The sequence below is a fragment of the Amycolatopsis sp. CA-230715 genome (assembly GCF_018736145.1).
Lineage (GTDB): Bacteria > Actinomycetota > Actinomycetes > Mycobacteriales > Pseudonocardiaceae > Amycolatopsis.
In genome coordinates this window covers 5,033,041-5,053,385 of the sequence record NZ_CP059997.1, presented here as the reverse complement: position 1 = coordinate 5,053,385, position 20,345 = coordinate 5,033,041, and the positions used below count along the sequence as shown (strand labels likewise).

The 20,345-nt window shown below is 70.3% G+C and carries 21 protein-coding genes and 1 pseudogene; 14 read left to right on the top strand and 8 right to left on the bottom strand.

Annotation, left to right across the window (positions count from 1 at the left end; genetic code table 11):
- The first annotated feature begins 100 nt into the window (after positions 1 to 100).
- From HUW46_RS24350 to HUW46_RS48440, 3 genes and pseudogenes are all read left to right on the top strand, one after another.
- Positions 101 to 682, top strand: coding sequence for a GNAT family N-acetyltransferase (locus HUW46_RS24350; protein ID WP_215549474.1), 582 nt, complete (start codon positions 101 to 103; stop codon positions 680 to 682).
- A gap of 154 nt (positions 683 to 836) precedes the next feature.
- Positions 837 to 2,819: an acetate--CoA ligase gene (gene acs, locus HUW46_RS24345; RefSeq protein WP_215549473.1), complete on the top strand. Its 1,983-nt coding sequence runs from the start codon at positions 837 to 839 to the stop codon at positions 2,817 to 2,819.
- 108 nt (positions 2,820 to 2,927) lie between these two features.
- Positions 2,928 to 3,446 (top strand): annotated as a pseudogene (locus tag HUW46_RS48440) (SDR family oxidoreductase); the annotation flags it as partial.
- Between the two features lie 171 nt (positions 3,447 to 3,617).
- Here HUW46_RS48440 and HUW46_RS24340 read toward each other — a convergent pair.
- Positions 3,618 to 4,631 carry a LysR family transcriptional regulator gene (locus tag HUW46_RS24340; protein WP_215549472.1) on the bottom strand — a complete coding sequence of 338 codons (1,014 nt, stop codon included), beginning with the start codon at positions 4,629 to 4,631 and terminating at the stop codon, positions 3,618 to 3,620.
- Positions 4,632 to 4,705: 74 nt separating this feature from the next.
- Between HUW46_RS24340 and HUW46_RS24335 the strand changes: the two genes are divergently transcribed.
- Positions 4,706 to 5,413 (top strand): sulfite exporter TauE/SafE family protein, encoded by a 708-nt coding sequence (locus HUW46_RS24335; RefSeq protein WP_215549471.1) that lies wholly within the window; start codon positions 4,706 to 4,708, stop codon positions 5,411 to 5,413.
- Here HUW46_RS24335 and HUW46_RS24330 read toward each other — a convergent pair.
- Entirely contained in the window at positions 5,403 to 5,771 is a 369-nt protein-coding gene (locus tag HUW46_RS24330; RefSeq protein ID WP_215549470.1) for an avidin/streptavidin family protein, read from the bottom strand. The genes HUW46_RS24335 and HUW46_RS24330 overlap by 11 nt on opposite strands.
- 73 nt (positions 5,772 to 5,844) lie before the next feature.
- Between HUW46_RS24330 and HUW46_RS24325 the strand changes: the two genes are divergently transcribed.
- The 4 genes from HUW46_RS24325 to HUW46_RS24310 all read left to right on the top strand — a co-directional run bounded on the left by HUW46_RS24325 (position 5,845) and on the right by HUW46_RS24310 (position 9,323).
- Positions 5,845 to 6,798: a GlxA family transcriptional regulator gene (locus HUW46_RS24325; protein ID WP_215549469.1), complete on the top strand. Its 954-nt coding sequence runs from the start codon at positions 5,845 to 5,847 to the stop codon at positions 6,796 to 6,798.
- Between the two features lie 170 nt (positions 6,799 to 6,968).
- Positions 6,969 to 8,027, top strand: coding sequence for a WD40 repeat domain-containing protein (locus HUW46_RS24320; RefSeq protein WP_215549468.1), 1,059 nt, complete (start codon positions 6,969 to 6,971; stop codon positions 8,025 to 8,027).
- Between the two features lie 101 nt (positions 8,028 to 8,128).
- Positions 8,129 to 8,593, top strand: coding sequence for a DUF6319 family protein (locus HUW46_RS24315; protein ID WP_215549467.1), 465 nt, complete (start codon positions 8,129 to 8,131; stop codon positions 8,591 to 8,593).
- 106 nt (positions 8,594 to 8,699) lie between these two features.
- Complete coding sequence (locus HUW46_RS24310) at positions 8,700 to 9,323, top strand: GntR family transcriptional regulator (RefSeq protein ID WP_215549466.1); 624 nt, start codon at positions 8,700 to 8,702, stop codon at positions 9,321 to 9,323.
- Here HUW46_RS24310 and HUW46_RS24305 read toward each other — a convergent pair.
- Positions 9,308 to 10,618: an MFS transporter gene (locus HUW46_RS24305; protein ID WP_215549465.1), complete on the bottom strand. Its 1,311-nt coding sequence runs from the start codon at positions 10,616 to 10,618 to the stop codon at positions 9,308 to 9,310. The genes HUW46_RS24310 and HUW46_RS24305 overlap by 16 nt on opposite strands.
- A gap of 56 nt (positions 10,619 to 10,674) precedes the next feature.
- Between HUW46_RS24305 and HUW46_RS24300 the strand changes: the two genes are divergently transcribed.
- Both HUW46_RS24300 and HUW46_RS24295 read left to right on the top strand, forming a co-directional pair.
- Complete coding sequence (locus tag HUW46_RS24300; RefSeq protein WP_215549464.1) at positions 10,675 to 11,394, top strand: DUF2848 domain-containing protein; 720 nt, start codon at positions 10,675 to 10,677, stop codon at positions 11,392 to 11,394.
- A gap of 46 nt (positions 11,395 to 11,440) precedes the next feature.
- Positions 11,441 to 12,172, top strand: a complete 732-nt coding sequence (locus tag HUW46_RS24295; RefSeq protein WP_215549463.1) for a VIT1/CCC1 transporter family protein — start codon at positions 11,441 to 11,443, stop codon at positions 12,170 to 12,172.
- On the opposite strand, the gene HUW46_RS24290 is transcribed toward HUW46_RS24295, so the two are convergent.
- On the bottom strand, positions 12,169 to 13,626 hold the full coding sequence (locus tag HUW46_RS24290; protein WP_215549462.1) for a peptide MFS transporter: 1,458 nt from the start codon (positions 13,624 to 13,626) through the stop codon (positions 12,169 to 12,171). The two genes, HUW46_RS24295 and HUW46_RS24290, sit on opposite strands and share 4 nt — an antisense overlap.
- A 175-nt stretch (positions 13,627 to 13,801) precedes the next feature.
- On the opposite strand from HUW46_RS24290, the gene nhaA reads away from it, so the two are divergent.
- The 3 genes from nhaA (at position 13,802) to HUW46_RS24275 (ending at position 16,541) form a co-directional block, all read left to right on the top strand.
- Positions 13,802 to 14,998 (top strand): Na+/H+ antiporter NhaA, encoded by a 1,197-nt coding sequence (gene nhaA, locus HUW46_RS24285; protein WP_254126507.1) that lies wholly within the window; start codon positions 13,802 to 13,804, stop codon positions 14,996 to 14,998.
- 69 nt (positions 14,999 to 15,067) lie between these two features.
- Positions 15,068 to 15,568 carry a phage holin family protein gene (locus HUW46_RS24280; protein ID WP_215549461.1) on the top strand — a complete coding sequence of 167 codons (501 nt, stop codon included), beginning with the start codon at positions 15,068 to 15,070 and terminating at the stop codon, positions 15,566 to 15,568.
- 16 nt (positions 15,569 to 15,584) lie between these two features.
- On the top strand, positions 15,585 to 16,541 hold the full coding sequence (locus tag HUW46_RS24275) for an alpha/beta fold hydrolase (RefSeq protein WP_215549460.1): 957 nt from the start codon (positions 15,585 to 15,587) through the stop codon (positions 16,539 to 16,541).
- 144 nt (positions 16,542 to 16,685) lie between these two features.
- On the opposite strand, the gene HUW46_RS24270 is transcribed toward HUW46_RS24275, so the two are convergent.
- The 4 genes from HUW46_RS24270 to nth are packed head-to-tail and all read right to left on the bottom strand — an operon-like array spanning position 16,686 to position 19,835.
- Complete coding sequence (locus HUW46_RS24270) at positions 16,686 to 17,882, bottom strand: MarP family serine protease (protein ID WP_215549459.1); 1,197 nt, start codon at positions 17,880 to 17,882, stop codon at positions 16,686 to 16,688.
- Complete coding sequence (locus tag HUW46_RS24265; RefSeq protein WP_215549458.1) at positions 17,879 to 18,565, bottom strand: NUDIX hydrolase; 687 nt, start codon at positions 18,563 to 18,565, stop codon at positions 17,879 to 17,881. The genes HUW46_RS24270 and HUW46_RS24265 overlap by 4 nt, the downstream gene beginning before the upstream one ends.
- Complete coding sequence (locus tag HUW46_RS24260) at positions 18,562 to 19,155, bottom strand: TlpA disulfide reductase family protein (RefSeq protein WP_215549457.1); 594 nt, start codon at positions 19,153 to 19,155, stop codon at positions 18,562 to 18,564. Before HUW46_RS24260 ends, HUW46_RS24265 begins: the two co-directional genes overlap by 4 nt.
- Positions 19,155 to 19,835 (bottom strand): endonuclease III, encoded by a 681-nt coding sequence (gene nth, locus HUW46_RS24255; RefSeq protein WP_215549456.1) that lies wholly within the window; start codon positions 19,833 to 19,835, stop codon positions 19,155 to 19,157. Before nth ends, HUW46_RS24260 begins: the two co-directional genes overlap by 1 nt.
- 224 nt (positions 19,836 to 20,059) lie before the next feature.
- Here nth and HUW46_RS24250 point away from each other — a divergent pair, with 224 nt between their 5' ends.
- Complete coding sequence (locus HUW46_RS24250; RefSeq protein ID WP_215549455.1) at positions 20,060 to 20,311, top strand: hypothetical protein; 252 nt, start codon at positions 20,060 to 20,062, stop codon at positions 20,309 to 20,311.
- Positions 20,312 to 20,345: the final 34 nt, after the last annotated feature.

The window sequence follows — 20,345 nt, the reverse complement described above, 5'->3', positions numbered from 1 at the left end:
CTGATCGGTCCCGCGCAGCATAAGCAACCGGAAAGTGGCCTGGCGAGATGCTTCCACATTGGCCATAACGAGCAGCCAATTCTCGCCTTACGGTGAACGGGTGACCGACTGGACCACCGTTCCGACCCTGACCGGCGAGCACGTGCGGCTGGAGCCGCTTTCCGGCGACCACGCCGAAGGCCTGCACGAAGCGGGCCGCGACCCCGAGATCTGGGCCTGGCTCAGCCTGAAGCGGCCGGAGACGCTCGACGACACGCGAGCAATGGTTGAGACCATTCGAAGCACGCCGGGCCGTCAGGCGTTCGCTCAGATCGACGCCGTCACGGGCGAGGTCGCCGGGACGACTTCGTACTACCAGGTCGATCCGGCGCACCGGGCACTGCTGATCGGCTACACGTGGATCGGGAAGCGCTGGCAGCGCACCCCGCTCAACACCGAAGCGAAACTGCTCCTGCTGACGCACGCGTTCGAAGCGCGCGGCGCGATCCGCGTCGCCTGGCAGACCGACCACCGCAACGAACGGTCGCAGCGCGCCATCGAACGGCTCGGCGCGAAGCGCGACGGCGTGCTGCGCTCGCACCGGATCCGCCCGGACGGCACCGTGCGAGATACCGTCGAGTACTCCGTGATCGCGGCCGAATGGCCTTCGGTGCGGGACGGTCTGCTGGCCCGTCTCGGCTGAAAAGACCGTTCGCGCACCTTTCGTCCCCGCCCGGCGTCCGTTCGTCCGCCGCCACCGGGTGCAACGCCGCTGCAACCTTTTACTTCCAGTACTAACGTCGTTACGGTGCCGGAGGGCGTCAGCCGCGTATCGCATTCTCAGGAGGCTTAGCACCATGACCGAGCAGTCCCCAGCGCTGGACAACCTGCTCAAGGAGAGCCGCACCTTCCCGCCGAGCGAGGAGTTCGCCGCGCGGGCCAATGCGACCGCGGAGTTACGGGCGGAGGCCGACGCCGACCGCGACGCGTTCTGGGCGAAGCAGGCCGAGCGGCTGCACTGGGACACGAAGTGGACCCAGGTGCTCGACTGGTCCGGCGCGCCGTTCGCGAAGTGGTTCGTGGGCGGGAAGCTCAACGTCGCCTACAACTGCGTCGACCGCCACGTCGAAAGCGGGCACGGCGACCAGGTCGCGATCCACTGGGTCGGCGAGCCCGGCGACACCCGCGACATCACCTACGCGCAGCTGAAGGACGAGGTTTCCAAGGCTGCCAACGCATTCGCCTCGCTCGGCGTCAAGGCGGGCGACGTGGTCGCGATCCAGCTGCAGATGATCCCCGAGGCGATCATCGCGATGCTCGCGTGCGCCAGGGTCGGCGCGCTGCACAACGTGGTCTTCGGCGGGTTCTCCCCGACCGCGCTGCGCGCCCGCGTCGACGACGCCGCGGCGAAGATCGTGATCACCTCGGACGGGCAGTACCGGCGCGGCAAGGCGGCGCCGATGAAGGCCAACGTCGACGAAGCCCTCGCGGGCGCGGAAACCGTCGAGAAGGTCATCGTCGTGAAGCGCACCGGCAGCGACCTCGAAGGCGACGCGCCGTGGACCGAGGGCCGCGACCTGTGGTGGCACGACCTCGTCGACGCGCAGTCCGCCGAGCACACGCCAGAGGCGTTCGACTCCGAGCACCCGCTGTTCATCCTCTACACCTCGGGCACCACCGGGAAGCCGAAGGGCATCCTGCACACCTCGGGCGGCTACCTGACGCAGGCCGCGTACACGCACCACAACGTCTTCGACCACAAGGCGGGCGAAGACGTCTACTGGTGCACCGCCGACATCGGCTGGGTCACCGGGCACAGCTACATCGTCTACGGGCCGCTCGCGAACCGCGTCACGCAGGTCGTCTACGAAGGCACGCCGAACACCCCGCACGAGGGGCGGCACTGGGAGATCGTGCAGTCCTACGGCGTCTCGATCTACTACACCGCGCCCACGCTGATCCGCACGTTCATGAAGTGGGGCAAGGAAATCCCGGAGTCCTACGACCTGTCCACGCTGCGCGTGCTCGGCAGCGTCGGCGAGCCGATCAACCCCGAGGCGTGGATCTGGTACCGGGAGAACATCGGCGCGGGCAAGGCACCGATCGTGGACACCTGGTGGCAGACCGAAACCGGCGCGATCATGATCTCGCCGCTGCCCGGGGTCACCTCGACGAAGCCGGGTTCCGCGCAGCAGGCGCTGCCGGGGATCTCCGCGAAGGTCGTCGACGATCAAGCAGCCGAGGTCGGCAACGGCGGCGGCGGGTACCTGGTGCTCGACAAGCCGTGGCCGTCGATGCTGCGCGGGATCTGGGGCGACGACGAGCGCTTCAAGGAGACCTACTGGTCCAGGTTCGCCGAGCAGGGCTTCTACTTCGCCGGTGACGGCGCGAAGTACGACGACGACGGCGACATCTGGCTGCTCGGTCGCGTGGACGACGTGATGAACGTGTCCGGCCACCGGATATCCACCACCGAGGTGGAATCCGCGCTGGTGTCGCACCCGACGGTCGCCGAGGCGGCCGTCGTCGGCGCGAGCGACGCCACCACCGGACAGGGCATCGTGGCGTTCGTGATCCTGCGCGGCAACGCGCAGGATGGCGGAGCCGACGCGGTGCAGGAACTGCGCAACCACGTGGCGAAGGAGATCGGCCCGATCGCCAAGCCGCGCCAGATCATGGTCGTGCCGGAGCTGCCGAAGACGCGCTCGGGCAAGATCATGCGGCGGCTGCTGCGCGATGTCGCGGAGAACCGCGAGGTCGGCGACGTGACCACGCTGGCGGATTCGTCCGTGATGGACCTGATCTCGTCCGGCCTCAACTCGGACAAGTCCGAGGAGTAGACCCGTTCCACGAAGGCGCCCCCGCGGTACGGCCGCGGGGGCGCCTTCGTGTTTGACGCGCCTGCCCGATCCAGATACCTTTGCTTACAAAGCTATCTGGGGGTGCACATGACCGTTCTGGTCACCGGTGCGCGGGGCAACATCGGGAGCGCGATCGTCGCCAGGCTCGCGGCGGACGGGCACACCGTCCGCGCTTCGGCACGGGACGCGGCGACACTGAAAGTCCCCGCTGGCGTCGAAACCGCGACCCTCGATCTCACCGCGCCCGACGAGAAAGCGCTGGACGGCGTCGAGACGGTCTTCCTCTACCCGACCCGGGGCGACTACGGGGATTTCCTTTCCCTGGCAACAAAAGCAGACGTCCAGTACATCGTGCTGCTGTCCTCGCCCGCGTCGTTCGAGCACGGCGAGTGCGACGGGCCGATCGGGTTGATCCACCGCGGTGTCGAGCAGGCGCTCGCGGATTCGGGGCTGCGCCACACGGTCCTCTACCCGAGCTGGCTCGCCACCAACGCGCGCCGCGACTGGGCGGAGGAGATCCGCGCGGAGAACCGGATCAGCCTGGCCCATCCGGACGCCCGGGTCAGCCCGATCCACCTCGACGACATCGCCGAAGTGGCGGCGGCGTTGCTCACCAAAGACGCCCACCGTGGTCGCATGCAGGTGCTGACCGGGCCGGAATCGTTGGCACAGCGGGAAATCGCCGCGATCATCGCCGAGGAGACCGGCCGCGCGATCGCGGTCACCGAACTCACCCGCGAGCAGGCGCTGGCCCGCCGCCCGCCGTGGCTGCTGGAATCAGCGCACGCCGCGCTGCTCGACGCGAGCGCGCTCGCCGTCGGCGTCCCGGCGCTGCTCACCAACGCCGTCGAACGGATCACCGGACATCCGGCGCGCCCGTTCCGCACCTGGGTCGCGGCCCATCTCGCCGATTTCGGCTGACAGCGCCGAAAGCGCGGCGGCGATCGCGGGCGCCTCGCGATTTCCCCGCCGCACCACGGTGACGAGCCTGCGGGCGGGCGCGTCGGCCAGTTCCGTGCGCACCACCGCCGGTTCGTCCGGGAGGCGCACGATCCTGGGCACGAGCGAGACACCGAGCCCCTGACCCGCGAGCGCCGCGACCGCCGTCCATTCGAGGACTTCGTGTGCGACGGACGGGGTGAACCCGGCGCCGGCGGCGAGCGCGAGGACCAGGTCGCGGTAGAAGGTCCCCGGCATGCCGACGATCCACGGTTCGGCGGCGAGATCGGCGAGCGCGACCCCGGTCCGCCGCGCCAGCGGGTGGCCGGGAGAGGTCAGCAGGTCGTACGGGTCGTCGAGGAGCGGGCAAAGATCGAACCGGGTGTCGGCGGCGGACGGGCCGCCGGGGGTGGCCATCGTGACGACGAGATCGGCGGCGCCGGAGAACAGCAGATCGAAGCACTCCGGCGGTTCGGCCTCGCGGAGTCGGACGACGAGCGCGGGCGATCGCTCGCGCAGCCGCGCCACCGCGGGAGCCAGCAGCGCCGAAATGGTCGTCGGCAGGCCGCAGATCCGGAGCTCGCCCGTCGGCGACGGGTCCGCGAGATCCGCTTCGGCCCGCTGCCACCGCTCCTCGATCGCGTCGGCGTGGCCGAGCAGGCGGCGGGCGGCCCCGGTGAGCCGCACCCCGCGCCCCGCCGGCTCGAGCAGCGCCACCTGCAGTTCGCGGGCTAAATGTCGAATCTGCTGGGATGCCGCGGACGGGGTCAGGTGCAGTGAGGCGGCCGCGGCGGTCACCGAGCCGTGGTGCGCGACGGCCCGCAGCACCTGGAGCCGTCGCAGATCGATCATGCTGGTGATTTTACAAAGTCCCGTGCAGATTCTCGCTCTCGTTCTTCAGGGTCGACTCGATCATCGTGGACGGCATGTGGCTCCTGCTCTTCGGCGCCGGGATCGCGGCCGGGGTCTCCGGAACCATCGCGGGCCTCGCCTCGCTCTTCTCCTACCCGGCGCTCCTCCTCGCGGGGCTGCCCGCCACGGCGGCGAACGTGACGAACACGGTCGCGCTGGCGCTCGGCAGCATCACCGCCGTGCCCAGTTCACGGCGCGAGCTGGCCGGGCAGGCCGCGACGGTGCGCAAGCTCGGCACGGTGTGCGCGCTCGGCGGCGCGGGCGGCGCCGCACTGCTGCTCGTGACACCGCCGGGGATCTTCCAGCGGATCGTGCCGTTCCTCATCGGCGGGGCTTCGGTGGTGATCCTGCTGCGCCCGCGCTTCCGCGGCGCGACGGCCGGGGTGTTCGCCGCGTCCGTCTACAGTGGATACTTCGCCGCCGCGTCCGGGGTGCTGCTGCTGGCCTTGCTGCTCGCCACCACCTCCGGCGGGTTGCTGCGCGCCAACGCGCTCAAGAACGTGCTCGTGGTGATCACGGATGTGGTCGCGGCGGCGGGGTTCGCGGTCTTCGGGCCCGTCGACTGGGTGCGCGCGGTGCCGCTGACCGCCGGGCTGCTACTGGGTTCCTGGCTCGGCCCGATGATCGCGCGGAAGGTTCCCGAAGCGCCGCTACGCGCGGGGATCGCGCTCGCCGGGCTCGGCCTCGCCGTCAAGCTCGGCGTCGACGCGTTCATGTCGTGACGCGCTCGAACGTGTCGGCGCTGGTCATCGCGGCATGCGCCCACGGCAGCTTCCGCAGGCCGTCCGGTTCCGCGGCGGCATCGGAAACGACGTGCCAGAGGGTTTCCATCCGCCCGTCCCGCAGGAGGCCGGTGAACGAGGCGATCTTGTCCCCGGCCTGGCCGGTGCGCGCGAAGGCGAAGTGCACGCAGTTTCCGGTGTGGATTCCGGTGATTTCCGCTTCGAAGCCCGCGAAACCGCTGTCGCTCAGCGCGGTGCGGAAAGTGCCCGTGAGCCGCCCGCCGGAGTCGTCCGCGATCCTCAGCGCGGAGCCGTACTGGTTCCGCCATTCACCGGTCCAGGTTTCCCGTGCAGTCATGCCGTCAGCCTGCTCGTGCTTTCGGCTCGGCACGAGTGGCGGAAAAGACGCGATTCGGGACTATCCTGCCAGAATGAACCGGCTCCATCGCGTGGTCGCCGTCGTCGTCCCGCCCCAGTCGACGTTCGAGCTGGGCTGCGTCGCCGAGGTCTTCGGCATCGAGCACCCCGGCGTCGAAACGCGGTACGCGTTCGAGGTCTGCGGGGAAGCGCGCGGAGTCGTCCCGACCAAGGCCGGGTACGAGATGGTCATACCGCTCGGTCTCGACGCGCTGGATGACGCCGACTCGATCTTCGTGACCGGCTGGCCGGACCGCGGCGCGCCGCCGTCGCCGGAGCTGCGCACCGCGCTGACCGCCGCGCACGCCCGCGGTGCTCGCGTGGCGGGGATCTGCTCGGGGGCGTTCGCGCTCGCGGCGACCGGCCTGCTCGACGGCCGAGCGGCGACCACGCACTGGCGCATGGCGGACGAGCTCGCGCGCCGCTACCCGAACGTGCTCGTCCGGCCGCAAGCGCTGTACGTGGACCACGGCGACGTCGCCACGAGCGCCGGAACCGGAGCCGCGATCGACCTCGCGCTCGAACTCGTCCGCCGGGACTTCGGCGCCGCGTACGCCGCCGACATCGCCCGCCAGATGGTGCTGCCGCCGCACCGCGAAGGCGGTCAGCGGCAGTACGCGCGCGTGACACCGGCCAGGCCGGCGCCGCTTTCCGCCGTCATCGAATGGGCGGAGGCGAACCTGCACCGGCCGGTGTCCGTCGACGACCTCGCCGCGACCGGTGCCGTTTCGGCGCGCACGCTGGCGAGGCTGTTCGAGCGCGAGCTCGGGACCACACCGGGAAAATGGCTCCTGCGCCGACGGCTCCACGAAGCCTGCGCGCTGCTCGAACGCACCGACGCGACGATCGAAAGCGTCGCCGCCGCGGCCGGGTTCGGCGACGTGTCGAACTTCCGCCGCCGCTTCGCCGCCGAATTCGGCACCACGCCGAGCACCTACCGGCGCACCTTCGCGGCCAGCCCCCGATGACGGATTCCGCGCTAGGGTGGTGAGTGGCAAGCCGCGTACGCCACCCCGCCGCCCCCAGCGCCCACGCCGCCGGGGGCACCGCCGGTCAAGGCCCTCCGGGCCCGCGCGAATCGCCGAACGCACGGCACTCGTCCGGTGGAGCGTGGGAAGCCACCAGGAAACGAGCACCCGTGACCAGAAAAGGCAGCAACGCGCGCAAGCAGGCGGCCCGCGAACTCGCGGCAGCCGAAGGAATCCCCTACACCGAAGCGCTCCGCCGACAGTCCACAGAGGACATCGCGGAGCCGAGAACCGTCCCGCCGGTACCGAACCACGCCCCGGCGGCGACCCTGATCGGCCACACCGGCCCGGTCAAGTCGGTGGCGTTCCACCCCGGCGGGCACGCGTTCGTCACCGGAGGGGACGCCACGGTCCGCTGGTGGGACCTCGCGACCGAAGAGACCACCACGGTCCTCGACCACGACGCCATCGTCTTCTCGGTGGACTTCGCCCCGGACGGGAACACCGTCGCGGCCGCCGGGCGGGACGGCCGGATTTCCTTGTGGCGCCCCGAAACCGGCGAGGTCGACACGCTGACCCGGTGCGCGGGCGACGTGCACGCGCTGCGGTTCAGCCCCGACGGATCCACAGTGGCCACCAATGAGGCACCGCCCCGGCGCGGTTTCGACCTGCCCCCGGAAGGCGGGGCGATCGTGCACGTGTGGGACCTCGCGACCGGACAGGCCGCCGCCACCTTCGCCGATCGCGGTGCGTACGCCGGGCACGCGCTCGCGTTCCACCCCGGCGGGGACCTCCTCGCCACGAGCGGCGGCCTGGACGGGACCGTGGCGCTGCACTACCTGCGCACCGGTGAATCCATGGCGCTGACCGGCCACAGCGCGGGCGTCAACGCGATCGCGTTCAGCCCCGACGGGGCCACGGTGGCCACCGCCAGCGTGGACACCACGGTGCGGGTGTGGGATCTCGCGACCCGCCGGACCCTGGCGATCTTCAAACCGCACGGGCACTACGCCCAGGCCGTGGCCTTCGCCCCCGACGGGCTGACGCTGGCCAGCAGCAGCACCGATCCGGTGGTGCGGCTGTGGGACCTCGAAGAAGAGCGTGCGAAGGCCATCCTCTTCGGCCACACCGACTACATCACCTCGCTCGCGTTCAGCCCCGACGGGCGGACCCTGGTGAGCGCCGGGACGGACCGGACGATCCGGCTCTGGGCCGTCCCGGCGAACTGAGGATGCCCCGAGGGGACCCCGCCGCGAGCGCATTCGAACGCATGTTCTACGCTATCGTCCGGGGAGTTACCCATCGAGCCGGCGAGGAGACAGAACCGACGATGACCGTGGATTCCTTGACCCAGCAGGAAACGGCCCCCGAAGCCCCGGAGGCAGCGGCCCCGGAGAGCACCCCGTCCGAGACCGCGAACGGCTCCACCCCGGCCCCGGCGGACGCCGCGGCCGCCGAAACCGCTGCTGAAGAGCCCGCCAAGCCGAAGCGCGGGCGCCCCAAGGGCACCACCCCGGCCAAGAAGACCCGCACGGTCGAGCTCACCCTGACCGTCACCGGCACCGCCGACGGCGAATGGCAGGCGGAGCTGAAGCACGGCAGCAAGTGGGTCGCCCGCGGCCTCGAGATCCCGGCCGCGGCCGTGTCGCGCGCGGCGAAGGAACTGCACGCCGACCTGTCGATCCCGATCGACGAAGTGATCAACGCGGCGCGCGAGCAGCAGGCGCAGAAGGTCGCGCAGCTGGAAGCCGAGCTCGAGCAGGCCAAGCAGGCGCTCGCCGAGCTCGACAGCTGAGAAACCAGGACCCTCCGGCCAGCCGGGGCGGGTGCTCCTCGATCAGGCGCCCGCCCCGGCCCTTTTAACCCGTACACTTGTATACAACGTGTATGGGGGTGCTGAAATGGTGTCGGGCCGGGAGAAGGCGTACGAATTCCTGAAGAACACCGTGCTCGCGGATCCGGCCACGCAGGGCGGTTTCATCAGCGAGCAGGAGATCGCCGAGCGGGTCGGCATCTCGCGAACCCCCGTGCGCGAAGCACTGCTTCGGCTCGCCGCCGAAGAACTCGTCCAGCTCGTGCCGAAGCGCGGCGCCTACATCGCGCCGATCACCGGTAAGGACCTGCACGACCTGATGGAAATGCGCGGCCTGCTGGAACGGTTCGCCGCCGAAAAAACGCTCGCCGACGACACGGTCCCGCTCCTCGCCATGCGTGCGGCGTTGGAAAAGCAGGCCCGGCTCGACAGCGGGGAAACCGCGCAGTTCATCGAACTGGACACACAGTTCCACACCCTGCTCGTCGAAGCGGCGGGCAACCCCATCCTCGCGAAGACCTACCAAACCCTGCGCGCGCGCCAGGTGCGGGCCGGGATGGTGGCGATGCTGCGCAGCGGTGACCGCCAGAAGACCGTGCTCGCCGAACACCAGGCCATCCTCGACGCGTTCGAGTCGGGCGACGTCGCGGCGACGCTCGCCGCGATCGACGACCACCTCGGCACCACGCTCGCGATTCAGCTCACCAGCTGATCCTCGGGGTCGCGCGCGAGCCACACGCCCACGATGCTGACCACCGCGGTGACCGCGAGGTACAGCGCGATCGCGACCCAGCTGCCGAATCCCGCCAGCAGTGCGGTGAACAGCAGCGGCGCGAGCGCGCCGCCGATCACCCCGGCGAGGGTGTAGGCGAGCGAACTTCCCGTGTACCGCAAGCGTTCCGAGAACTGCTCGGTCACCAAAGCCGCCTGCGGGCCGTACAGGAGTGCGTGGATCACGAGTGCCAGCACCACGCCGACGAGCACGGCGGCGAACGAACGCCCGCTCACCATCGGGAAGAACACGAACGGCCACACCCCGGCCGCGATGGTGCCGATGAGGTAGAGCTTGCGCCGGTTGACGCGATCGGACAGCGCGCCCGCGGCGGGCATGAGCACGAGCTGCAGCGCGGAGCCGATCATCACCGCGGCGAGCCCTTCACCGCGCGGCATCTTCAGCTCGCTGGTCATGTAGGTCAGCACGAACACGGTGAACAGCGCGTACAGGACGTCGGGGCAGACGCGCACGAAGATCGCGGCGAGCAGCGCGCGCCATTCGAGCCGGAACACCTCCGAGATCGGCGCGCTCGACCGGTCGCCTTCGGCCGCGAGCCGTTGGAACACCGGGGTCTCTTCCAGTTTGAGCCGGATCCAGAGGCCGAATCCGACCAGCACGCCGGAAAGGAGGAACGCGACCCGCCAGCCCCACGCGGTGAACTGGGCGTCGGTGAGCACGAGCGCGAGCACGCCGAGCACGCCGTTGGCGAGCAGATTGCCCGCGGGCGGGCCGATCTGCGCGGCGGACGCCCAGAACCCGCGTCGCTTCGGATCGCCGAACTCGCTCGACAGCAGCACCGCGCCGCCCCATTCGCCGCCGATCCCGACGCCCTGGGCGAACCGGAGGAGTACGAGCAGCACGGCCGCGAACCCGCCGATCGAGCCGTACGTCGGCAGCACACCGATCAGGAAGGTCGCGGTGCCGGTCAGCAGGAGAGTCAGCACGAGCACGCGTTTGCGGCCCAGCTTGTCGCCGAGCCTGCCGAAGACGAACCCGCCGAGCGGGCGCGCCAGGTACCCGACGGCGTAAGTCGAGAAGGCCGCCATCGTGCCCGCGAGTTCGTCGCCAGAGGGGAAGAACAGCGTGCCGAACAGGGTCGCGGCGGCCACCGAGTAGGCCGCGAAGTCGTACCACTCGAGCGCGGTCCCGGACAGGCTCGCCAGGAACGCGCGGCGCAGCGACCTGCCGTCCACCGGCTCCCCGGTGCCCGCTGTCTGACCGATCACAGTCATCGGCTCCTCCGCTCCCGTCGTACCCGAGCTGATAATACTGGTTGTATACAGCTTGCATGCGCAAGACCGGATTCGTGGCCACCCGGTCACCACCAGCAAGGAGACCACCCGTGCGGTTCACCCTCCCCGACGGCACGACCGAGTCCGTCACCGTGCACACCCTGCTCAACGCCGGGTACGCCGGGCGAAGCCAGGACGAGGTCGCCGCGCACGTCGCCGAACTGGCCGAGCTCGGCGTACCGGCGCCCTCGGTCACCCCGGCCCTCTACCCGGTATCCCCTTATCTGGCCGCCCAAACCCGGGAAGTGCCGGTGCAGCACGACCGGACCTCCGGCGAGGCCGAATGGGCGCTGGTCATCAGCAGCACCGGCGAAGTGCTGCTCACCGCGGCGTGCGATCACACCGACCGCGAACTGGAGGTGCACGGCGTCGCGTGGAGCAAGAACGCCGCCTACGACGTGCTCGCCGAACAGGCGTGGCGGCTCGCCGACGTCGAAGACCGCCTCGACTCGCTGACCCTGCGCGCGTGGGCGGACGACGAGCTGATTCAGGACGGCACCCTCGCCGATCTGCTGACCCCGCGCTACTGGCTGGACCTGCTGCGGGAGCGGGGACTCGCCGAGCCGGGCACCGTGCTGCTGTCCGGCACGATCCCGATGCGCCCCGGCGTGGACCAGTTCGCCGGGCACTGGCGCGTGGCACTGGGCGACCCGGCCACGCAGAACACCATCGAACTCGGTTACCGGACGCGGCGCCTTCCCGACCCGATCGGCTGAGATCCGTCAGCCGGGGCGAAAGCGCGATTCGTGTTTCACTGTCCCGGTGACCGAAACGCAGAAACCCGCCGAACCGGCACATCGGGACGAGCCGCACCACGACAGCATCGGGAGCAGGCTGAACTGGCTGCGCGCCGGGGTTCTCGGCGCCAACGACGGCATCGTCTCGGTGGCGGGCATCGTCGTGGGCGTGGCGGGCGCGAGCACCGACCGCTCCGCGATCCTCACCGCGGGAATCGCGGGCCTCGTCGCGGGCGCGCTCTCGATGGCGGGCGGTGAATACGTCTCGGTGAGCACCCAGCGCGACACCGAGCGCGCGGCGTTGCGGCTGGAAAAAGAAGAACTGAAAACAATGCCGGAGGCCGAGGAGCGGGAACTCGCCGGGATCTACGAAGAAAAGGGCCTGTCCCCGGAACTGGCCGCGAAGGTCGCGCGCGAACTGTCCGAAAAGGACGCACTGCAGGCGCACGCGGAAGCGGAACTCCGCATCGACCCCGACGAGCTGACCAGCCCGTGGCAGGCGGCGTGGGCCTCACTGCTGGCGTTCTCGATCGGCGCGCTCCTGCCGCTGCTGGCGATCTCGCTGCCGCCGACCTCGGCCAGGGTCTGGGCGTGCGCGGCAGCCGTCGTGGCGGGCCTCGCGCTGACGGGTTTCGTCAGCGCGAGGCTCGGCAGCGCCAAGGTCGGCCGTGCGGTGGCACGCAACATCGGCGTCGGCGCGTTGACCATGCTCGTGACGTACTACGTCGGCGTGCTGTTCAACGTCACGACCGGCTAGTGCACGCCCTTCATCAGCTTGCGGATGAACGGGATGCACAACGCGAACACGACACCGATCGCGATCGCGACCCCGCCGATCACCCCGAAGTAGGGGCCTTCGTTGGTGGTCGAGTAGTTCTGGGCGAGCTTGCCCGACATCGCCGAGCCGAACGAGATCGACAGGAAGTTCAGCGCGACCATCTGGCTGCGGAACGCGGTCGGCGCGAGCTTCGTCGACACCGCGAGCCCGACCGGGGACAGCATCATCTCGCCGATGGTGAACACGAACAGGATGCCGATCAGCGCGAGCAGCGGGCTGCCGTTCTTGCCGGTGTGGATCATCGGCAGGAAGAGCAGGAACGCGATGCCCATGATGATGGTGCCGTAGGCGAACTTCGCCGGCGTGGACGGCTGGCGGTTGCCCAGCTTCGTCCAGATCGTCGCGAACACGCCGCCGAGCAGGATGATGAACACCGGGTTGATCGAGCTGGTCCAGCTCACCGGCATCTCCCAGCCGAACAGGTTCCGGTCGAGCCGCTCGTCGCTGTAGGCGATCACCACGGACGCCTGCTGCTGGTAGAGCGAGAAGAACGCCGCGCTGGCGATGAACATCGGCACGAACGACCACACGCGGCTGCGCTCGTCCGCGGTGATCTTCTTGCTGAGCAGGATCACCGCGAAGTAGGCGACCGCGACCAGGCCGACGAGGACGATCACCGCGTCGGGCAGGTTCTCCGCCTTGACGAGCCCGGTCACCCCGACGAGGACGATGACCACCAGGCCCGTCAACGCGCCGAGGCCGTACTTGACGCGCTGCTCCGGCGGCAGCGGGTTCGGCACCTCGCTCGCCTTGCTGCCGAGGTTCTTGCGGCCGAGGGTGTACTGGACCAGGCCGAGGGCCATGCCGATCGCGGCGAGCCCGAACCCGAGGTGGAAGTTGACCTTCTCCTGCGCGAGGCCGGTGAGCAGCGGGCCGAGCCAGCCGCCGACGTTGACACCGATGTAGAAGATGGTGAACCCGGCGTCGATGCGGGGATCGTCCTTTTCGTACAGCGTGCCGACGATCGTGGTGGCGTTCGCCTTGAGCCCGCCGCTGCCCACCGCGACGCACACGAGGCCGATGCCGACACCGAGGAGACCGGGGACCACCGCGAGCCCGATGTGGCCGAGCATGACCAGAATCGCGCTGTAGAACAGGGTCCGCTCCGACCCGAGCAACCGGTCGGCGACCCACGAGCCCGCCGTCGAAGAGAGGTACACCAGGCCGCTGTAGGCCCCGACGATGCCGAGCGCCGTCGGCTTCGCGACGTCGAGACCGCCTTCAGCGGCCGAATAGTAGAGGTAGATGGGCAGGATGCCGATCATGCCGTAGAACGAGAACCGCTCCCACAGCTCGACCCCGAACAGGTTCGCGAGCCCTAGTGGGTGCCCGAAGAACCTGCCGTCCCGTTTGACCTCGGTAGAGGTACTCACAGCTCGTCCGTCCTCACGCGTGAGACATCGTTGTCATTTCGCATGGTATTGGGGCTGTTGGAAACCTCACCACCGACCTCCGTCGGGCGGCCACGCTGTTAAAATAACGTCAAGGTGCGCCGGGAAGTCTGGTCGGCAAAACTGTAACCGACCGATTTCCCGGGAGTTGCCCATCGTGACCCGCACCCACCGCGTCATCCAGGAGTTCGCGCGTTACCTGCGCACCGAAACCACCGGCGGGATCGTCCTGCTCGTCGCCACCGCGGTCGCGCTGGTCTGGGCGAACTCGGGGCTCGGCGACGTCTACCGGACGATCCGCGACTTCGAGATCGGCCCGGAGTTCCTGCACCTGAACCTCTCGGTCGAGGACTGGGCGAAGGACGGGTTGCTGGCGCTGTTCTTCTTCGTCGCCGGCCTCGAACTCAAACGCGAACTCGTCATCGGCGAACTGTCGCGGCTCAGGCAGGCGGCACTGCCGGTGATCGCCGCGCTCGGCGGCATGGTGGTGCCCGCGCTCGTTGCGCTCGCGATCGGCTGGGGCCAGCCGGGGATCGACCGCGCGTGGGCCATCCCGGTCGCCACCGACATCGCGTTCGCGCTCGGGGTGCTGGCGCTGACCGCGTCGAACCTGCCGTCCACCGCGCGCGTCTTCCTGCTCTCCCTCGCCGTCGTCGACGACCTCGGCGCGATCATCGTGATCGCGGTGCTGTTCACCGCGAGCTTCGACCTCGTCGCCGCGGGCGTCGCGGTGCTCGCGCTCGCGCTGTACGCCTTCTTGCAGCACAAGCGCGTCCGCTCGCCGTGGCTGTACGTGCCGCTCGCGCTGATCACCTGGGTCGCGGTGCACTCCGCGGGCATCCACGCCACCATCGCCGGGGTCGCGCTCGGCCTGCTGACCAGGGTGCGACCGGACGACGGCGAAGAAGAGGCACCGGCGCTTCGGCTCGAACACCGGCTCCAGCCCTGGTCGGCGCTGGTGGCCGTGCCGCTGTTCGCGTTGTTCGCGGCCGGGATCGAGGTCAACGCCGACTCCCTGGCCGCGGTGTTCACCACCGCGATCCCGCTCGCCGTCCTGATCGGCCTCGTCGGCGGCAAGATCGTCGGCATCGTGGGCGCCAGCATCCTCGCGGTGAAACTGAAGCTCGCCGAACGCCCGCGCGGACTCGGCAGGCGCGATCTCGCCGCGCTCGGCATGCTCGGCGGCGTCGGGTTCACCGTCAGCCTGCTCATCGCCGATCTCGCGCTCGAAGGGGAAGCCGCCGAACTGGCGAAGGCCGCGGTACTACTGGCCTCGGCGATCGCCTCGCTCGTCGCCGCCGGACTGTTGCTGCGGCGCAGCAAAGCGCATGCGAAAGCGGACGCGGATGAGTAACGCGCATCGGCGGGCGCGAACAGGCGCGCCCGCCGAGCCTCACGGACGGACACGTGGCACGATGGCCCGGTGAGCAGCCCGAAGCACCAACTCAACGATCCCGACGGCGCGGGGGCGGTGCCCTACCTGCCCCTGTCCGAAGACACAGCGCAGAACGGCGCGGCGGACGCGTCCATCGGCACGCTGGTGAAGGACGCCACGCAGCACCTGTCGACACTGGTGCGAGCCGAGGTCGAGCTGGCGAAGTCCGAGGTCGTCGGCGAGGTGAAGAAGGGCGTCAAGGGCAGCATCTTCTTCGTCGTCGCACTCGTCATCGCGCTGTACAGCTCCTTCTTCCTGTTCTTCTTCCTCGGCGAACTGCTGTCCGAGTGGCTGCGGCGCTGGGCCGCGTTCGGCATCGTCTTCCTGATGATGCTCCTGGTGGCCGGGCTGTTCGGGTTCCTCGGCTATCGGAAGGTCCGCAAGATCAGGGCACCCGAACGCACCATCAGCAGCCTGAAGGACACCGCCGCCGCGCTGACCCCGCGTTCCGGTTCCGGCGACGGCGAAACACCCGCGATCCGCGACTGACCCGCGGGCGGCACCGGTGGAGCGACCCGATCCGTCGACCGTGCGGATCGACGGGCCGTGGGCGCACCGCGACCTGTCGGCCAACGGCATCCGCCTGCACATCGCCGAACTCGGCAGCGGACCCACCGTGGTGCTGCTGCACGGGTTCGGCGAGTTCTGGTGGGCGTGGCACCACCAGCTCACCGCGCTCGCCGACGCCGGGTTCCACGTGGTCGCACCGGATCTTCGCGGCTACGGGGACTCCGACAAACCGCCGCGCGGCTACGACGCGTGGACCCTCGCGGGCGACGTGGCCGGGCTGGTGCGCGCGCTCGGGCAGCGCCGCGCGCACCTGGTGGGGCACGCGTGGGGCGGGATGCTCGCGTGGACGGTCGCGTCCATGCATCCGCGCGTGGTCTCGTCGGTGAGCGCGCTCGGCGCCGCCCACCCGCTGGCGCTGCGGGACGCCGTGCGGCAGACCGCGTTGCGGCGCAAGCGATCCAGCCAGACCCGCGCGCTCGGGCACCTCTTCCGCTTCCAGGTTCCGATGGCGCCGGAGCGCAAGCTCGTCGCCGACGACGGCGCCGAGCTGGAACGGCTCATGCGCGCCTGGTCGGGACCGCACTGGCCGTCCACAAAGGACTTCGCCGCGACCGCCGAGCGGCTGCGGCTCGCGATGCTGGTGCCCGGGGTGGCGCACAGCGCGCTCGAGTACTACCGGTGGGCCTTCCGCGCCCAGTTCCGCGGCGAGGGCAGGCGGTTCACCGACGCCGTCGGCTCCCGCGTCGCCGCGCCCGTGCTGCAGCTCCACGGCGAGGACGACCGGTGCGTCCTGCCCGCCACCGCCCGCGACTCGGCGCACTGGCGCGGCCCGCGCTCGGAGTTCCGCACGCTGCCGGGAATCGGCCACTACCCGCACCTGGAAGCCCCGGACACCACCAGCAGCGCCCTGCTCGCCTTCCTACGCGCCCACCCGCATCCTGAGCGCGTTTAGCCCGCTAACTGCACTTCGGAAACCTGCCGGGCGATCGGCTCGCCGAGTGCGTTTAGCCCGCTAAATGCAGGCAGCGAGCCTGCCCGGCCGGCCGGTTCGCGGAGTGCGTTTAGCCCGCTAAATGCGCTCGGCGCCGGAGCGGGGTCAGCCAGCGCAGGGGCCGGTGCCGACCTGCCTGCTCAGCGTCGGGGCGGCCTCGACCTCCTGGCGCACCTCCGCCGCGGTGAGCGTGAACCCGGTGTCCTGGTCCTGCACGGCCGCGCCGAACACGACCCCGATGACCTGGCCGGACGGCGTGACGAGCGGCCCGCCGGAGTTGCCGCTGCGCACCGGCGCCCGCACCGTGAACACGTCGCGGTGCACGGTGTTCGCGTCGTAGATGTCCGGGCCTTCGAGGTTGATGCGCTGGCGGATCCGCGCCGGGGTCGGCGTGTAGGGGCCGTCGAGTGGGTAGCCGAGGACGATCGCGTTGTCCCCCGCCCGCGCCGGATCGGGCGCGAAGGTCAACGGCGGCGCCTCCAGCCTCGGCACCGACAGGATCGCGACGTCGGTCTCCGGGTCGAAGTAGACGACCCGGGCCCGCAGCTGGCCGTCCGGTGTCTCCACGGAGGTCTCCGTGGTGCCCGCGACGACGTGCGCGTTCGTCATCACCCGCTGCGGCGCGACGACGAAGCCGCTGCCTTCCAGCGAACGCGAGCACGAGGGCGCGGTGCCGCGGATCTTGAGCACGCTGCCGTGCAACTGCTGGACCACGTCGTTGCGCAGCAGCGCGGGATCGGGCGGCTCGGCGTCGCTGACCGGCGCGCGCTGGAAGGGCGCGAGGATCGCCGGTACGTCGGAGTTGTCGAGCAGCTTGCGCAACGCGGCGGGAAGGCCCTGCGCCTCGTTCGGCATGACCTTGTTGACCCCGCCGAGCACCGCGGAGTTGTTCACCGCGGACGCCAGGCCCGGCAGCACGGTGACGCTCGTCAGGACTGAGGCGATCAGCCAGGCGATCACGAACACCACGGCGCCCTGCACGAGCGCGCCGAGCGTGCTGTCCACCACGGACAGCTTGTCGGTGTTGATCTTCCGCTTGACCTGTTCCTTGACCTTGCGACCGGCCCAGACGCCGAGCGTCTCCCCGAGCGCCACCAGGAACACCACGGTCGCGACCGCGAAGGCGACGCGCGCGATCGCGTTGTCGAACAGCTCGACGACCATCGGCGCGAGCTTGATCCCGGCCACCGCGCCCGCGACGACGCCGATCAGCGCGGGCAGCGCGATCACCACGCCCTGCCGTGCACCGGAGATCGCGGCCAGTGCGGCCAGCAGGATCACCAGTACGTCGACCCAGTTCACGCCCGCTCCCTGTTCGTGTGTGCGGACAAAGCTACGTCAAGGTCCCTCACATCGCTGTGATCCCATTCGCGCTCCCAGCCGCCCAGTGCCAGCAGCACCGAAAGCAGGCCCGCGGTGAAACCCCACACGAAAAGGCCGTCGACCTCGAAGACCGGCCCCTTCCACCCGTGACCGTGCCGCTGCACCTGGTAGCGGTTGGCCGGGTCCACGAGATCGGCGATCGTGACACGCGCCACCGCCGCGGTCTCACCCGGGTCGACGGCGCGGACTGGCGACGGGGTCTCCCAGTGCGCGAGCACCGGTGTCACCACGAACCCGGAAACCGGCACGTACAGCTCGGGCAGGACGGCGAGCGGGCGAACCCCCGAAGGATCGACGCCGGTCTCCTCCTCGGCCTCCCGCAGCGCGGTGCCGATCGGGCCGTCGTCGCCCTCGTCCGCACCGCCGCCGGGGAAGGCGACCTGCCCGGCGTGCGAGCCGAGCGTGTCGGCGCGCCGCGTCAGCAGCACGTCGGGCCCGCGCTCGCCTTCGCCGAAGAGCACGAGCACCGCGGCCGGTTTGGTCCGCGCGTCCCTCGGCGCCGAAAAGCGCGTGAACGCCCGCGCGTCGAGATCTTCGCTGACCTGCACCAGCGGCTTCAGCCAGTCGGGGACGGAGCCCACGTCGACGACGGGTCCGGTCACGCGGCACCCACCGCCTCGCGGACCTGTGCCGTGCTCGTGAACGTCCTCGGCGTCTCCACGAACCGCACGGTCCCGTCCGCCTCGACCACGTAGGACGCGGGAAGCGTCGGCGGCGTCTTGAGCGCGGCGCGCACCGGGCCGTTCTGCTGCCCCTCGCCGTCGAACACCGTCGGCAGCTTCACGCCGAGCTTCGCGAGCAGGTCCAGCCCGTCCGCGGCGGAACTGGCGACCTGGACGATCAGCACCCGCGCGGCACCCGGCTCGGCCGCGTAGGCGCCCAGCACCGGCAGCTCTTCCTTGCACGGCGGGCACCAGGTGGCCCACACGTTCACCAGTGTCTTGTGCCCGGCGAGCGCACGACCGAGATCGACCTGCGCGCCGTCACCGAGGCACTGCGCCGCGACGCCGCGGAACCGCTCGACCTCGCCGTCACCCGACGGGCACGCGGCCAGCGCCGCCTTCGCCCGTGCCGCGGCGAGATCGGGTCCGGCGCCCGGCGCGGGCGAACGGTCGCCGCGCGGCAGCAGCGCGACGATCAGGGCCAGTACCAGCACGCCGACCCCGAGCGCCCACTTGGTCGCCGTCGTCACTACCCGGTCACCATCGCCAGCAGGTGCTCCCGCTCGGGCCCCTTCACCAGCTTGGCGGCCACTTCGAACTCGGTGGGCCCGGCGCCGAACGACGGGCAGTCCTTCGCCAGCGGGCACGCGCCGCACGCGGGTTTGCGGGCGTGGCACACGCGCCTGCCGTGGAAGATGACCCGGTCGGACAGGCTGGTCCACTCCTTGCGCGGGATCAGCTCGCCGATCGCGTGCTCGACCTTCACCGGGTCTTCGAGCTCGGTCCAGCCCCAGCGCCGCACGAGCCGCCCGAAATGGGTGTCCACCGTGATCCCCGGCACGCCGAAGGCGTTGCCGAGCACCACGTTCGCGGTCTTGCGGCCGACACCGGGCAGCTTCACGAGCTCTTCGAGCTTGCCCGGCACCTGCCCGCCGTGCCGTTCCACGAGCGCGGCGCCGAGGCCGAGCAGCGACGAGGCCTTGTTCCGGTAGAACCCCGTCGGCCGGAGGTATTCCTCCAGCTCGGTGCGGTCGGCGCCGGCGTAGTCCTCGGCGGTGCGGTACCGCGCGAACAGCTTCGGCGTGACCTCGTTGACGCGCACGTCGGTGGTCTGCGCGGACAGGATCACCGCGACGATCAGCTCGAGCGGAGTGGTGAAGTCCAGCTCCGCCTTCGCGTCGGGGTACGCCTCGTCGAGGCAACGTTTCATCCGCCGGGCGCGTCTCACCAAGGCGAGGCGGCTTTCCTCGCCACCCTTTCGGGGGGCGTTACGGGCAACGGGAGGCACCCCGATAGCCTACGGAAGCCGTCCGACACGCCACGTCCGACACCTTGGCGGCACGACCGAGCCGCGATGAGCGAGGATCTCGAACAGATGCCGACTACACCAAACGCGCCGCGCCGAGCCGCAGGGCGCGTCGAGGGTAGGAAACAATGACTGTCTGGTTCGTCATCGCCGTACCGCTCGTGATCATGTTCTTCGCACTGATCATGGAGCGGGTGGAGAGCAGGCTCAAGAACGCCGCGGTGCGCGAGGACGAGGTCGAAGAGTTCCTGGAGCAGGCGCAGCCCAACGAGGTCAGGGCCCTTTACGGGCACGGGATCGGGCGCGCGCTGGAGCTCTTCCGGCTGCGCCGGGTCGGCGGAAGGGCGGCCAAGCTGCGCCCCCGTCGCGTGCGGAGTTAGGCTCCAGCGTCCGCGAGATCGTTTTTCCGCTGCC

Excerpts from the sequence above, each read along its gene's own strand:
- acs (WP_215549473.1), top strand. The coding sequence starts at position 837 with ATGACCGAGCAGTCCCCAGCGCTGGACAACCTGCTCAAGGAGAGCCGC.
- HUW46_RS24340 (WP_215549472.1), bottom strand. The coding sequence starts at position 4,631 with ATGATCGATCTGCGACGGCTCCAGGTGCTGCGGGCCGTCGCGCACCAC.
- HUW46_RS24335 (WP_215549471.1), top strand. The coding sequence starts at position 4,706 with ATGTGGCTCCTGCTCTTCGGCGCCGGGATCGCGGCCGGGGTCTCCGGA.
- HUW46_RS24330 (WP_215549470.1), bottom strand. The coding sequence starts at position 5,771 with ATGACTGCACGGGAAACCTGGACCGGTGAATGGCGGAACCAGTACGGC.
- HUW46_RS24325 (WP_215549469.1), top strand. The coding sequence starts at position 5,845 with ATGAACCGGCTCCATCGCGTGGTCGCCGTCGTCGTCCCGCCCCAGTCG.
- HUW46_RS24315 (WP_215549467.1), top strand. The coding sequence starts at position 8,129 with ATGACCGTGGATTCCTTGACCCAGCAGGAAACGGCCCCCGAAGCCCCG.
- HUW46_RS24310 (WP_215549466.1), top strand. The coding sequence starts at position 8,700 with ATGGTGTCGGGCCGGGAGAAGGCGTACGAATTCCTGAAGAACACCGTG.
- HUW46_RS24305 (WP_215549465.1), bottom strand. The coding sequence starts at position 10,618 with ATGACTGTGATCGGTCAGACAGCGGGCACCGGGGAGCCGGTGGACGGC.
- HUW46_RS24300 (WP_215549464.1), top strand. The coding sequence starts at position 10,675 with ATGCGCAAGACCGGATTCGTGGCCACCCGGTCACCACCAGCAAGGAGA.
- nth (WP_215549456.1), bottom strand. The coding sequence starts at position 19,835 with ATGAAACGTTGCCTCGACGAGGCGTACCCCGACGCGAAGGCGGAGCTG.
- HUW46_RS24250 (WP_215549455.1), top strand. The coding sequence starts at position 20,060 with ATGACTGTCTGGTTCGTCATCGCCGTACCGCTCGTGATCATGTTCTTC.